Annotated in this window: 11 protein-coding genes; 5 read left to right on the top strand and 6 right to left on the bottom strand. The window is 28.2% G+C overall.

The features are described 5' to 3' along the window. Positions 1–36 precede the first annotated feature (36 nt). Positions 37–864, top strand: a complete 828-nt coding sequence (locus tag R3342_RS01160) for a prohibitin family protein (protein ID WP_318937807.1) — start codon at positions 37–39, stop codon at positions 862–864. Positions 865–896: 32 nt separating this feature from the next. Here the strand turns inward: R3342_RS01160 and R3342_RS01155 are convergent, their stop codons facing one another. The 5 genes from R3342_RS01155 to R3342_RS01135 all read right to left on the bottom strand — a co-directional run bounded on the left by R3342_RS01155 (position 897) and on the right by R3342_RS01135 (position 9,352). Continuing rightward, the gene (locus R3342_RS01155) at positions 897–2,027 is read right to left on the bottom strand and encodes a glycerate kinase (RefSeq protein ID WP_318937805.1); all 1,131 of its coding nucleotides are present in this window, start codon (positions 2,025–2,027) and stop codon (positions 897–899) included. A 3-nt stretch (positions 2,028–2,030) separates the two neighbouring features. After that, positions 2,031–3,719, bottom strand: coding sequence for a sugar phosphorylase (locus tag R3342_RS01150; protein ID WP_318937804.1), 1,689 nt, complete (start codon positions 3,717–3,719; stop codon positions 2,031–2,033). 23 nt (positions 3,720–3,742) lie between these two features. Further along, positions 3,743–5,365: a sodium:solute symporter family transporter gene (locus tag R3342_RS01145; protein ID WP_318937802.1), complete on the bottom strand. Its 1,623-nt coding sequence runs from the start codon at positions 5,363–5,365 to the stop codon at positions 3,743–3,745. Positions 5,366–5,377: 12 nt separating this feature from the next. Continuing rightward, positions 5,378–6,688, bottom strand: coding sequence for an MGH1-like glycoside hydrolase domain-containing protein (locus tag R3342_RS01140; RefSeq protein ID WP_318937801.1), 1,311 nt, complete (start codon positions 6,686–6,688; stop codon positions 5,378–5,380). Positions 6,689–6,763: 75 nt separating this feature from the next. After that, positions 6,764–9,352 (bottom strand): TonB-dependent receptor, encoded by a 2,589-nt coding sequence (locus tag R3342_RS01135; RefSeq protein ID WP_318937800.1) that lies wholly within the window; start codon positions 9,350–9,352, stop codon positions 6,764–6,766. 162 nt (positions 9,353–9,514) lie between these two features. Between R3342_RS01135 and R3342_RS01130 the strand changes: the two genes are divergently transcribed. Further along, complete coding sequence (locus R3342_RS01130; RefSeq protein ID WP_318937798.1) at positions 9,515–10,546, top strand: LacI family DNA-binding transcriptional regulator; 1,032 nt, start codon at positions 9,515–9,517, stop codon at positions 10,544–10,546. Positions 10,547–10,559: 13 nt separating this feature from the next. On the opposite strand, the gene R3342_RS01125 is transcribed toward R3342_RS01130, so the two are convergent. Continuing rightward, entirely contained in the window at positions 10,560–11,384 is an 825-nt protein-coding gene (locus R3342_RS01125; protein WP_318937796.1) for a carboxypeptidase-like regulatory domain-containing protein, read from the bottom strand. Positions 11,385–11,728: 344 nt separating this feature from the next. On the opposite strand from R3342_RS01125, the gene R3342_RS01120 reads away from it, so the two are divergent. From R3342_RS01120 to R3342_RS01110, 3 genes are all read left to right on the top strand, one after another. After that, positions 11,729–12,649, top strand: coding sequence for a carbon-nitrogen hydrolase family protein (locus R3342_RS01120; protein WP_318937795.1), 921 nt, complete (start codon positions 11,729–11,731; stop codon positions 12,647–12,649). A gap of 102 nt (positions 12,650–12,751) precedes the next feature. Continuing rightward, positions 12,752–13,357, top strand: a complete 606-nt coding sequence (locus R3342_RS01115; protein WP_318937793.1) for a diheme cytochrome c-553 — start codon at positions 12,752–12,754, stop codon at positions 13,355–13,357. A gap of 60 nt (positions 13,358–13,417) precedes the next feature. Then, entirely contained in the window at positions 13,418–14,467 is a 1,050-nt protein-coding gene (locus tag R3342_RS01110) for a proline iminopeptidase-family hydrolase (protein ID WP_318937792.1), read from the top strand. Positions 14,468–14,597 lie beyond the last annotated feature (130 nt).

Raw genomic sequence — 14,597 nt, 5'->3', positions numbered from 1 at the left:
AGTTTTGTATTTTTATGGAAAATTAAACTTAAAAAAATGAGCAACGAACAATTTCAACTACCAAAAACACTAATGCCAATTATACTTTTAGTAATTGTTGGTATTATTTTTATTTCAAAATCAACTGTAAATATAGATGCTGGGGAAGCAGGTGTTTTATGGAAACGCTTTGATGGAGGAGTAGTAACTGATAAACCACCATTAGGCGAAGGATTTCATATAGTAGCTCCTTGGAACAATGTTGTGGTATATGAAGTTAGACAACAAGAACTGTTTGAAAAAATGAAAGTACTTTCATCAAATGGTTTAGATATTTCTTTAGAAATGACTGCTTGGTTTCAACCAAAGTATAATGAGTTAGGAAAATTACACCAACAAAAAGGAGAACAATATCAAGATAAAGTTATTGGACCTGTATTAAGATCTGCAGCAAGAAGTGTTGTTGGGCGTTATACTCCAGAAGAATTATACTCAAGTAAAAGAGATACAATTCAATTAGAGATTTTTAAGGAATCAAAACGAATTTTAGATAGTCAATATGTTCAGTTAAATGAAGTTTTAGTAAGAGATGTTACATTACCTTCAACTATAAAAGATGCAATTGAACGAAAATTAAAGCAAGAACAAGAATCTTTAGAATATAAATTTAGAATTGAAAAATCTAAGAAAGAAGCAGAAAGGCAAGTAATTGAAGCTCAAGGTAAAGCAGATGCTAACCGAATATTAAGTGCTTCATTAACGGATAAAATTCTTCAAGATAAAGGTATAGATGCTACTATACAATTATCTAATTCATCAAATAGTAAAGTTATTGTTATTGGAAGTGGAAAAAATGGAATGCCAATAATTTTAGGAAATCAATAAATGACTAATTAATTATAAAAAGAGCCAACTTTTTAGTTGGCTTTTTTTATAATTTTAAGCTGGTTAAAAATTATTTTTTCAATATAAAATTTTGCATTACTCATAGCTTCATCAGTAGAAACTTTTAATTCCATTATTGAATTTAAAGCAATGGGATTTAATTTAGCTAGTATTAACTGTTTATCTTCTATAATTCCTGAAACAATGCATACCGGAATATTAAATTTTTTAGCTTCTTCACAGATTCCTTTAACAACTTTGCCCTCAAGTGTTTGTTTATCAATACTTCCTTCACCAGTAATAATTAAATCAATATTTTGTTTAAAATAATTATTAAAATTGGTTTGTTCAAACACAAAGTTAATTCCTGAAACCAACTGAGCATTTAAAAAGGATAAAGCGCCAGCACCTAAACCTCCAGCTGCTCCAGCACCTTCTATATTTGCAACGTCTATTTTTAAACTTTTTTTAACCTGAGTATCAAAATTTATTAATCCTTCATTTAAAATTTCAATTTCTTTTGAATTTGCTCCTTTTTGTTTTGCATACACAAATGCTGCTCCATTTTTTCCATATAATGGATTTTTAACATCACAAATTATTTTAAAATTAATTTCACTTAAATTAAATTTTACATTTTTAGATGAAATTTTAGTAATGTTTATTAATTCTTTACCAATAGGTTTTATTATAGAATTATTGCTATCAAAAAACTCATATCCTAATGCGGCAGCCATTCCTATTCCAGCATCGTTAGTAGCACTACCTCCAATAAAAAGTACAATATTTTTAAATCCTCTTTCAACAGCATCGGCAATTAGTTCTCCTGTTCCAAAAGTTGAAGTATAAAAGCAATTTCTTTCATTTTCTTTTAATAACTCTAATCCTGAAGCTTTAGACATTTCAATAAATGCAGTATCTTTTGAAGTTTTATAACTGGAAACAATAGTTTCAAATATTGGATTTTTAACTCTTAAAAAAACTGTTTCTAAGGTTAAATATTGTTCTAAAATATCAAGCGTGCCTTCGCCACCATCAGCTAAAGGATGTTTTATACATGTTATAGAAGAATCAAATCTTTTTAATCCTTTTTCGACTGCATTACACACTTCTTGAGCAGAAAGAGAACCTTTAAATTTATCAGGAGCAATAACTACTTTCATATTTTATGATTTATACCAAACAAAATTATAAGGTTTAATTTCCCAAGTAGATTCTTTAATTTCTTTTTTATTAATTAAATCAAAAACATTTTGGGATAATGCATTTATTTTAATGGATTTGTTCCCGAAGTTAAAAGTTGCATAAATAACTTGATTTTCAAATTCTCTTTTTATTACAAAAATAGATTTTTGAATTACTCTATAACTTGCTTTTCCAAAAGGATTAAAGGCTTTTTCAGAAGTTCTAATACGTAATAGAGTTTTATAATTAGAATAAACCATATTTCTTAAAGAATTTTTATTATTAAGTTCATCTTTAAGCATATCAAAATCTAATTTTTCTCTATTTATTCTTCTGTTTATACCTGATTCTTCAACTCCTTTATAATAATTTTGTGATCCAATTAATGAATGTATGTATATTCCAGGTATTCCAGGAATTGCTAACATTACTGCTTGAGTTAACAACATTTTATTTGCACGAAACTCATCATTATCATTTTTATTACTTAAAATATCCATATAATTACAATTCAATTCATATGGAGATTGAGAACCGTCTTCATTATTTTTGTAGGATACTTTTCCATTATGTTTTATTGTCCATTTAGCTAGTTCATTAATTTCATCATCTGAAATTATGTTTTGTAAAGGTCTAACCCCAATGCCATCGTGACTAGCAGTGAAATTAAAGAAACAAACTTTATTGCTAGGCAATTTTAATGAAGTTGCCCAATTTGTAAGTGTTTCTACATTGTTTTTCATAATGGAGTAAACAAGAAGAGGAGCCAAGGTGAAATTGTAAACTAAATCAGCCTCATTTTTCCCATCACCAAAGTAAGATATGTTTTCATTATGAGGAACATTTGTTTCGGTAATAAAATATATATTTTTGGTAATTGAAGTAATAATTTTTTTATAAAGCTGAATTATAGTATGTGTTTCAGGTAGGTGGATACAACTTGTTCCAATTGTTTTCCATAAAAAAGCTACAGCATCAAACCTAATAAATTTGGCTTGCTTACTAATATAAAATAAAAGCACTTCTAAAACTTTTACAAAAACTTCAGGAGAAGAAAAATTTAAATCTACTTGATCTTCGCTAAAAGTGGTCCAAATATGTCTTCTTGATTTATTTGTATCCTCAAATTCTGTTAATAGAGGTAACGCTCTTGGGCGTACTACTTTTGATAAATCAGCATTTGGATTTACATTTATAAAATAATCTTTAAAATTTTCTTCATTATTTAAATAGGATTTAAACCAATTTGATGATTTTGACATGTGGTTGATTACAGCGTCAAACATTAAATTACTGTTTTTAGAAAGTTTATTAATATCATTCCAAGTACCAAAATCTGGATTTACTTTAAAATAATCAGATACTGAAAAACCATCATCTGAAGTAAATGGAAAAAAAGGAAGAAGATGAGTCGTATTTATTTCAGGTAAACAGTATTCGCCGATAAAATCATTTAAAGTTTGTAAATGGGTTTTACCACCTTTTTGAATATTATCTCCATAAGTAATTAGAATTACATCTTTTTCAGATAAAGGAGTTTCGTTTAAAGAACTTAAACTACTATATTTTTCAAGTAATTCTTCAACTTTTTCAATAATCCAATCTGATTTTTCTCCATAAAGGTTATATAACGAATTTTTAATTTCGTTTTTGTGTAAATTAAGTTTCATTTTAAATATTAAGTTAAATATGTTTAAATATTACCTAAAATGTTAGGTAATTCTAAACTAAAAACAATAATTGCTATAAAAAATAGCACAAGTATTAATACTTCTTTTGATAAAAAGTCTGATCTTTTCAATTTGAAATTAATATTGGTATTTATTTTAGTTTTGGAGGTTTTAAAAACTTCACTAAAAACTATTGCTAAAAGCATTGTAGCAATAAAACCAGTTAAATTAAACCAAATCCAAAAAATATTATCAAAATTATATTTAATAAGTAAATTAAGTACTACACCACCAATAATTCCAATATTCATTCCAATATGATTTACTCTTTTAAATAAAATAGCAAGTACAAATGTTGCTAATATAGGTCCGTAAAATTGTGATGAAATTATATTAATAAGTTCTATAACTGTTCCTTTACTTCCCCCAAAAAGATAAGCGGCAGCAATACAAACTGCTCCCCAAAACAAAACTGCATACTTTGAGAATTTTATATATTTATCTGTACTTATTTTTTTAGAACCTCGGTTAAAGAAATCTTCAATACTAACAGCTCCTAACGAATTAATTGTAGAACTTAATGATGACATTGCAGCAGATAAAATTCCAACAATTAATATTCCAATTAAACCATGAGGTAAATATTTTGTAATAAAAACAGGAATCATTAAATCAGCTTTTATTCCATTAGCTAAAAACTGTTCGGGATAATGAGTTTTAGTCATTTGTGTGATATCATGTAAAAAATCCGGCATTAAATGCACTAAAGCACCAATAATTAATCCCATTATGCAATACACTAAAACCACAGGAAAACGAAGTAGTCCATTTGCTAATAATAATTTTTTGATAGTTTTTTCATTTTTAGCAGAAAGCAATCTTTGAGCTTGTGTTTGATCCGTTCCGTAATAAGATATGTATAAAAATAAACCACCTAAAACCATTGGCCAAAATCCAAATTCATCACCATTTAAACCTAAATTTGAAAAGTTAATTACTTCAAGTCTTTGCGGATCAAATCCATTAAAATTACCAGATTCTTGTAATAAATTCCAACCATATACTAAGCATATTACTAGTCCTGCAAATAAAATAATCATCTGAATAGCATCTCCCCAAACAACAGCTTTCATTCCTCCTTGATAGGAGTATATAAGCGTTATAACTGAGATAATAATTATAGTCCAATGAAAACTAATTTGCAAAACAGCCTGTAGAATCATAGCAATAGTGTAAACCATTACACCTGTAGCTAAAGATCTACTTATTTGAAATACAACGCTTAAAGTAATTCTAGTTGAAGTTGAGAAACGATTTTCAACATATTCATATATACTAACAATATTGGCTCTGTACAAAGGTGGAATTATAATTAGCATAATACCAATCATTGCTAATGGAACTGCAAATTCAAACGTTAACCATTTCATTCCTCCATTTTGAGCTAAACCAACAAAAGCAGGAGCAGAGATAAAGCTTATTGCTGATAATTGGGTTGCCATAGTGGAAAGGCTTAATGGAAACCAGCCCATGTCTTGTCCACCTAAAAAGTAATCTTTAGCATTTTTATTTTCCTTAAAAAAATAACCTAATCCTAAAAATCCAAAGGAATATAAAATTACTACTAAATAATCAAGCCAATTCATATATGTTTATCTTTAATTTTTAATTAAATCAATATATAAAGCAGCGCTCCACGAAAAGTTAGCTCCTCCATATCCTGTTATGTTTTTTGTGTATTCAGATTTTCTGGCATCAAAATATTCAAAAAAACCTACTTTTTTAATAAGTTCAAATGTGTCATTTTTCAATCTATCAGCTAATTCTTTATAAACATAATTATGTAAACCATAATAAAGTATCCAATTAATATTTATCCAAACAGGACCTCTCCAATATTTTTTAGGATTATATTTTTCACTGGTTGGATCAAAAGAAGCACATAAATACATGTCAGATTTTCCAAATTTTGTAACTAATGTATTTATTAGTTTTTCTGCTCTTTGTTTACTTGGAATTTTAGCAAACAAAGGAGTAAAAGAGGATGAAGTAATTAATTTTATTGCTTTTTCATTTTTCATATCATAATGAATATAAGCTTCTAACTCTTCATCATATAATTTATCATTAAATGATTTTATGCTTTTGTTTTGCCACTTTTCAAGTTGTTGAATTTTATCTTCGTTTCCTCCAATAATCTTATATAAGTTTATTAAAGCTTCATTTGATTTAATTAGCATAGCATTAAATAAAGGATCTTGAACTAAAAAAGGGGAGGACTCTGCAATTTTTTCATCATCATAATGACATTTTTTTGCAATATCTACTAAATATAAATAATTATTATACTCAATGTTTGTAGGTCTTTGAGATGCATCTACGTGATCCGTATCTCTTCTTTCAAATTCATAGTTTGGTGAATCCATAGTATCCCAAATTTCATCCCAGATTGGAGAATTATCTGTACCGGATTCCCAATTATGATAAATATAAACTAACCCTTCATTTTTTGGATCTCTATTTTGATAAAAATATAAATGATTCAAATATACTTTATCAATTATGGATTTGATAAAATCTAACATATCTGATTTATCTTCCACAATTTCATACATTTTTTCTAATACAAAACCGGTTACTGGAGGTTGTGTTAAACCTGTAGTTTTATATTTTTTTGTTGCGTATGGATTTAAGTTAATTTGATAAAATTCAGGTCCTGGAAAATAAGTATCACTTTCGTTATGAAATATAATATGAGGTAAAAAACCGTTAGACCATTGTGCGTCAAGTAATGTTTTTATTTCAGATTTTGCTTTATCCGTATCATAATGTGCATACCCAATTGCAATAAAACCTGAATCCCATTTCCATTGAAAAGGATATAATCCTTTACATGGAATTGTAAATCCTTTTTCTTGATAATTAGAATCTAAAATTTGTTTTGCAGTATTTTCTAATGATTTTACCATTATAATTGTAGGTGTATAAAAGAATACATTAATAGGACTTAGCCTATTAATGTATTCAAAAACAAAGTTAACTTATTAAAAATTAAATGTAATATTCATAAATAATCTTGCAGGTAATATTGGTCTACCTACAAAATATTCTTCTTCTGTTTGGTTGTTTCCTAAACGAGGAGAACCTTCTGTAATTCCTTCAGAATTGAACATATTGTAAACCTGCATTCCTAAACGTAATGTTTCATTATCTTCACTTAAAGGGAATGTGTATCCAAGATTTAAATTAGTAACACCAAAACCATTTAATTTTATAGTATTAGCATCATTTGAATATTTATCTCCATTATAGTTGTAAGATATATTTCCATCAAATTTTGAATCGTTATAATTTAAGCCAATTTTAGTTAAGAAATTAGGTTGTCTTCTTAATTTATTTCCTTCTAAAGTTGGGTCTGATTCAGATTTAGTTAGTTTATGATCTTGATAAGTTATTGTTCCATTTAAACCAAAATTCTCAGCAAATTTCCAATTCCAAGTTCCTTCAACACCATAAGTTCTAGTGTTTTGTTTGTCAACAGCTTCTTCAAAACCACCACCTGGAGCATTAATAAAACTAATTGATCTTCTTCCAGTTAATGTAGTTAAATAGGTAGCAAAAGTTCCTGAAAAAGTACTGCTTCCGTATTTTAAACCAAGTTCGCCTTGTATAATTTTTTCTGTTTTATAAGATGATGGATCTCCTGCAGCATCAAATTTAGTACCTCTTAATTCAGGGAAGAAATAACCTCTAGAAAAGTTACCATACACGCTTAAATTATCATTAATTTTGCGTAATGCAGCTAAAGCAACAGCAAAATCAGTTGCAGAAACATGCCCTCTATTATAACTTCCATTACCCCAAACTACATTATCTAAATTTGTAATTCCTGTATTATCGACAGTGTAAGATTGAGTTCCTTCATTTCTAATATCTCCAGAAGCATTTTCAACTCTAAATCCAACATCAAAATTCCATTTATCTAGTTTTACTTCATCTGTTAAAAAGAAAGCTATTTTATTACTTGAAATATTTCTGTTTGTGTATGCAGTTCCTCTATTTGTAACTCCATTAATACTATAGCCAGAAAGTTCAATTAATTTTGGTCTATTGTTATATTCACTTAAATAATTAGTTATAACATTAAAATCACCAGCTTCTGAACGAGAAAGGAAAGTTCCTCCTGTAATATTATGTGCTCCTGCTTTTTTTGTTAATTTAAATTCACCAACCAATTCTCTGATAGGTCTATTTCTATCTAATATTCTATTTTCAAATAATAATGCATTTGAAGCTAATGGAGCACCATTTAAGTAACTAAAAGTTCCGCTTGTAATTCCTCTGGTATCCATATATTCTTGTTGTGTTTCAACAACTTTTGCTCCACTAACACCACTTCCGTCTAAAAATAAATTGAATTGATGTTTGTATTTTGAATATCTAAATTTTGCGTCTAATTTTAAATCATCTGTAAAATTATGTTTAAAATTAGCCATTAAATAACCTCCAATTGTAGAAACTCCATCTCTAATTGGAGAATGATAAATACCATCAGGAGTAGGGTAAGAGATATCAGCTGCAGCTGAAGTTTGCAAGGTCATAATTTTTTCACCATCATTACCTATAGGTCTATTTCTTGTTCCTCCTTCTAAAGGGTATGGTAAAAAGAATTGTACTTGATCATCAATATATTGACCAGAAACGATTAAAGAACCTTTTTCCGTTACCTTTTTAATATTTCCGCGTAATTGATAACCTTCTGTAGGTAATCCTGTTTTAATAGGACCTTCATCATAACGATAAAAACCAGAAAGTGCGTAATATAAATTAGAATCTTCACCACCTAATTTACCAGCAGTTAAAAAGTCTGCTTTATAACGTGATTTAGTTGCAGTTTCTAATCTAACAATGTTTTGTGGAGTATCAGTACCTGTTATACTAGTATAGTTTATAATACCAGCAACAGACCCAACTCCATATAATATAGAGGAACCACCACGTACAAATTCTAGACTTTTCATGCCTAAATCATTTCTAAAATAAACATCATGAGCAGATGAGTTTAAACCAAACGTACTTAATACAGGCATTCCATCTATTTCTAATGGATTAAATTGAAATTGACCTCCAGAAGGCAAACCTCTTACAAAAACATTTGAAGCAACTTCACCACCACCACCTTCAGTAGTAATACCTGGTACACTTGCTAAAATATCAGCTTGACTACTAGTATTTACTTCAGCTAATTGTTTTGCGCTAAAAGATGTAATTGATAATGGAGTTTCTTTTTGTGATCTTCTTGTTGAAGTTGCTGTTAAAACAATGCCATCTAAGCTTTCAACACTCTCTTTAAGCATAAAATCAACCGTAGCGTTATTTGAAAAATCTATTTTTTTTGCTTGAGTTTCATAACCAAGAAATACAGCTTTAATTTCTTGAGTTCCTGTTAAATTTGAGGAAAGTTCATATTTACCTTCAAAATTTGTGGTTGTTCCTTGGGATGACCCCGTAATAACAACATTTACTCCAGGCAATGGATTACCAGATTGGTCCGTAATAGTTCCTTTCACAGTAATTTGCGCAAAGGTAATAGACCCTATTAATAATAAGAGTACTGTAAAGTATTTTTTCATAAGTATATAGTTTAAATTAATATTTCTTTAAAATCTGAGCCTAAATTAAATTAATATTAAATAATTGTAATTAAAAAAATATCAATTACTAACGCAAACGTTTGCGAAAACGATTGCATAAAAGAAAACATTTGTACATTTGTAAATATAATTCTGAAATGTATGGCAAAAAAAAATGTAACTACCCTAAAAAAAATAGCAAAAGAATTAGGAGTATCCGTTTCAACAGTTTCAAGGTCATTAAATAATCATCCAGATATTAGCGATATAACAAAAGGTAAAGTTTTGCAGGTAGCTGAGAAATTAAACTATCTTCCAAATTTGTTTGCTAAAGGGTTTAGAGCTCATAAAACTAATATAATAGGTGTAATTGTTCCTGATATCTCTCATTATTTTACTGCAACTTTATTGAAAGGAATTATTAGAGAAGCTGAAATAAAAGGTTTTAAAGTAATTATTTCTGAATCGAGAAATAATGAAACTAAGCAAACGGAAATGTTGCAAACCATGATGCAATTTGGTGTAGATGGAATTTTATTGTCGTTAACACGTAAAACTATTAAAGTAGATGAAATTATTAAAATAAGAGAACAAATACCTTTAGTTTTATTTGATAAAGTTTCTAAAAAAGTCCCTTGTACTCAAGTTGTAATAGATGATGAAGATGCAGCCTTTAGAGTAGTTGAGCATTTAATTAATTTAGGTAAGAAACGAATTGCTATAATTAAAGAGTTAGAAAATTCTTCCATATCTGAATTGCGATATATGGGATATTTACGAGCTTTAAAAACGTATAACTTGCCTATGGATGAAAAAATTATTTTAAGTGCATCGGATATATCCATGCATCAAGGAAAACGATTTACCAATATCTTATTGAGTCTTAAAGAAAGGCCTGATGCGGTTTTTGCGATAACGGATGGAACAGCAATTGGAGTTATAAAAACGCTTAATAAACATGCTATAAAAATTCCTGAAGAAATTGCTGTTGCAGGATTTAGTAATTCTGCTAATTCTATTATTATTGAACCAAAATTAACTACTATTGATCAACCAGGGAATAAAATAGGAGCAACTGCAGTAAAATATTTGATTGATGAAATTAATAACGAAAATGAAATTGTAAACAAAACGGTAGAAATTAAAACTAATTTAATTGTAAGAAATTCTACTTTTAAAACCGTATTGGTATAACAGATGTTAAAATTTAATTTTTGTTTTCGTGTTTTATAGTGCTTCCTTTTTTTATTGCTTTATAATTTTCGTAACATAACAAAACAGCTTCAATAAGTTGTAAATCACTAGCAGATTTTATAAAATAATCGGAATAATTACATTGGTTTAACAAATCATTAAGTTCCGCAGCATCCATATCTAAATACTCCATCATCAATTCTCGGTTAAATTTAGCTTCTAACATAGAACGTAAATGATCATCATCTTTTAGTTTTTTTAACTTTCTAAGTTGCTTAGGTTTTTTACCAAACAAGTTGTACACAAAATCAATTGGTCTAAATAATGCATCAACAGGAGAATTAAAATTTTTATTAGGTTTTACACCAACTTCATAAGTTTGTGGTAATCCATTTATATGAATTCTAGCATATTTATCTTTAGGAACATTTTTAGCATCAATTTCTAAAACACCTATTAATTTAGTAGCATTAACAACTACTTCTTTTAACTGTTCTGTTTTTTGATGTAATTCAATTACTAATTCATTTCCTTTTAATAAATCATTTGTTATTTTTAGCTTAATAGATTGAAATCCAACATAAGATATATAAAGCGTATCGTTTGCTCTAGTTTCAATTTCAAATTTACCATCGTCATCAGAAACAGAACCTATTACGGAATTTAAATTAAAAACATTAGCTCCTGCTAAAGGTTTTTTTGAAAGATTATCTATTATTTGTCCTTTTAAAGCAACTGAAAATGTTATTGGACTAATAGTGTCTTTTAATATAGTTTTTTGCGAAAATCCTGTTACAAAGGAAAATACAAAAGCGATGTATATAATTCTTTTAAGCATATGCAATTATACTAATTTAAAAAGAAATAATTGTTAAATAATACTAAAAGAAATAAGGCTTTTTTTAAATTAGATCTTTTTTTAAGATGATGTAATTTTTAAAATATATTTTAGTTATTCGTTTAATTATCTTATTTTTAGGAAAACAAAAAAAAATCACTCCATAAATTAAACTTAAATAATTTACTATTTTTTATTTAAGAAAGACTTTTTAATTATTGTTTACTATTCAATTTTGATATGGAATAGTAATATTTTGAATACTAACTAAACTATTAAATAATTTGAAAATATTAATCTTATTTGATTAATAAGTTCTGGTTATTTATTATAAATCATTAAAAATGAGTGTAATTAAGATTTCTACTGCGCAAATTTCCCCTATATTTCTAAATAAACAAGAAACTTTAAAAAAAGCTTGCAAAGCAATACTTGAAGCTGGGAAAAATGGAGCAAAATTAATTGTTTTCCCAGAAGCATTTATTTCAGGGTATCCCGATTGGGTTTGGCTAATCCCAAATAGTAAAGGCGCTGAATTAAATAAGCTTTACATTAAATTAGTAGAAAATGCTGTTTCAATTCCAGATGATTCCACAACACAACTTTGCAAAGCTGCAAAAGCTGCTAACATAAATGTTGTAATGGGAATTAATGAAAAAAATTCGGAAACGAGTAGTGCCAGTTTATATAACAGTCTTTTATTTATTAATGATGAAGGAGAAATTATAGGAAAACACAGAAAGTTAATACCAACAGGTGCTGAACGTTTAATTTGGGCGCAAGGAAAAGGAGATACACTTAAATCATATCTAACTTCTGCAGGAATAATTGGAGGGCTTATTTGTTGGGAAAATTTAATGCCTTTGGCTAGAAATGCAATATATCAAAACGGCGCACAAATTATGGTTGCGCCTACTTGGGATAAAAGTCCAAATTGGCTTTTAAGCATGCAACATATAGCTAGAGAAGGAGGTGTTTTTATTATGAGTACTTGTATGTCACTTAAAATGGAGGATATTCCTGAAGAATACGAATTTAAAAAACTTTATCCTAAAGGTAGAGAATGGATAAATACGGGTAATAGTTGTATTATTTCCCCAAACGGAAAAATTATTGCTGGCCCTTTAGAAATGGAAGAAGGAATTATATATGCAGATATTGATTTTGACGAAATTATAGCTGCTAAACGTATGTTTGATGTAGTTGGTCATTATTCTAGACCAGATGTATTTGACTTTAAAATAAGACGATGGAGCGTTAAGTAAAAATTAAAAATAGGAAAATTGAACAAAGGGAGGATTTTATGGATAATTTAGATTATTAAACTTTTAATAAATAAACTAATTACTAACTAAAACTTAATCAAAATGAAAAAATTAATTTTTTATAGCTGCTGTATTGTGACTATTGTATTTTTATCTAAATGCAAAAAAGCTAAAGCTTTGGATATGAATAAAAAAGAGGCTTACAAACCTATAGATACACTTCAGGAAATGATTACTAGAGGTGCCTATTTAGTGAACACCATTGGTTGTGATGATTGTCATTCTCCAAAAAAAATGACACCAAAAGGCCCAGTACCAGATTTAGAAAGACGTTTTAGTGGTTACTCAGGTGATGAACCTTTGCCAAAAATTAATAAAAATGATATTGAGCCTGGTAAATGGATGCTGATGAATGGCGACTTAACTGCTTTTGTAGGTCCTTGGGGAGTTTCTTTTGCATCAAATCTTACACCGGACCCAACCGGATTGGGTAATTGGACATTTAAAAACTTTAAAACAGCATTAAGTGAGGGTAAATTTAAGGGGATTGAAAATCAAAGAATGCTTTTGCCTCCAATGCCTTGGCAAAACTTTAGAAAGTTAACGGATAGTGATTTAAGAGCTATGTTTGAATATTTTAAGACGGTTAAACCTATAAATAATATTGTTCCAAGTCCAATTCCGCTAACAAATATTAATGATAAATAAAAGTTGATATTTTTATATATATTTAAAAAAATTTAAATCAACTTTTAAATCATTATGATTATGAAAAATAACCTATTTAAGATTTTAATCTTATTACCTTTATTCTTTGGGTGTTGTAAAACAGAAACTTCCGATAAAAAATCGGATTATAAATCAAGCTATTTAGATTATTCCAAAAGTGATGATCAATTTACAGGTGGTATTAAGATGATTCCTATTACAACTTCTAAAGGTACATTTAAAGTTTGGACGAAGCGAGTAGGGAATAACCCAAAAATAAAAGTATTACTACTTCATGGAGGTCCTGGAGGAACCCACGAAGAATTTGATTGTTTTGATGGTTATTTCCCTAATCAAAGTATTGAATATATTTATTATGATCAATTAGATTCCTATTATAGCGATAAACCAAACGATTCTATTTTATGGACTACAGAACGCTTTGTAGATGAAGTTGAACAAGTTAGAAAAGCCTTAAACTTAGACAAAGATAATTTTTACTTATTAGGCCAATCTTGGGGAGGTATTTTAGCTATGGAATATGCATTAAAGTATCAAGATAATTTAAAAGGTCTTATCATTTCTAATATGATGGCAAGTGCTCCTGAATACGGAAAATATGCTAATGAAGTTTTAGGTCCTAAATTACCTCCTGAAGTTTTGAAAGAAATTAAAACAATGGAAGCTAATAATGATTATGCAAATCCTAAATATGAAGAACTACTCACAAATTATTATTACACACAGCATATATTAAGAATGCCTGTAGATAAATGGCCAAATTCTGTCAATCTGCTTTTTAAGCATTTAAATCCAAATATCTACGTATACATGCAAGGACCAAGTGAATTTGGAATGGCAGGCAATGCAACACTTAAAGAATGGGATGTTTCAAAACGGTTAAAAACTTTAAAAATTCCAACATTGGTTATCGGTGCAAAATACGATACAATGGATCCAAAATATATGGAATGGATGTCTAATCAAGTGAAACATGGGAGATATTTATACTGTAAAAATGGAAGTCATTTATCACAGTATGATGATCAAAAAACATATTTTAATGGACTAATTAAATTTTTAAAAGATGTAGATAGCGGAAAATTTTAAATATATTTTATAATAAATAAAAAAGCCAGTTAAAAAAACTGGCTTTTTTTTCTATATAACATTATTTATTAACAGTTAGTTCCTTATTTTAAAATAGATGGATAAAAAAATGTTAATAACCAGCCTGCAA

This window comes from Lutibacter sp., assembly GCF_033723435.1.
Taxonomy (GTDB): Bacteria; Bacteroidota; Bacteroidia; order Flavobacteriales; family Flavobacteriaceae; genus Lutibacter.
Note: the sequence above shows the minus strand (reverse complement) of the source record. Positions and strands in the feature narration are given on the sequence as shown.

Excerpts from the sequence above, each read along its gene's own strand:
- R3342_RS01150 (WP_318937804.1), bottom strand. The coding sequence starts at position 3,719 with ATGAAACTTAATTTACACAAAAACGAAATTAAAAATTCGTTATATAAC.
- R3342_RS01135 (WP_318937800.1), bottom strand. The coding sequence starts at position 9,352 with ATGAAAAAATACTTTACAGTACTCTTATTATTAATAGGGTCTATTACC.
- R3342_RS01120 (WP_318937795.1), top strand. The coding sequence starts at position 11,729 with ATGAGTGTAATTAAGATTTCTACTGCGCAAATTTCCCCTATATTTCTA.
- R3342_RS01155 (WP_318937805.1), bottom strand. The coding sequence starts at position 2,027 with ATGAAAGTAGTTATTGCTCCTGATAAATTTAAAGGTTCTCTTTCTGCT.
- R3342_RS01125 (WP_318937796.1), bottom strand. The coding sequence starts at position 11,384 with ATGCTTAAAAGAATTATATACATCGCTTTTGTATTTTCCTTTGTAACA.
- R3342_RS01130 (WP_318937798.1), top strand. The coding sequence starts at position 9,515 with ATGGCAAAAAAAAATGTAACTACCCTAAAAAAAATAGCAAAAGAATTA.
- R3342_RS01160 (WP_318937807.1), top strand. The coding sequence starts at position 37 with ATGAGCAACGAACAATTTCAACTACCAAAAACACTAATGCCAATTATA.
- R3342_RS01115 (WP_318937793.1), top strand. The coding sequence starts at position 12,752 with ATGAAAAAATTAATTTTTTATAGCTGCTGTATTGTGACTATTGTATTT.
- R3342_RS01140 (WP_318937801.1), bottom strand. The coding sequence starts at position 6,688 with ATGGTAAAATCATTAGAAAATACTGCAAAACAAATTTTAGATTCTAAT.
- R3342_RS01145 (WP_318937802.1), bottom strand. The coding sequence starts at position 5,365 with ATGAATTGGCTTGATTATTTAGTAGTAATTTTATATTCCTTTGGATTT.
- R3342_RS01110 (WP_318937792.1), top strand. The coding sequence starts at position 13,418 with ATGAAAAATAACCTATTTAAGATTTTAATCTTATTACCTTTATTCTTT.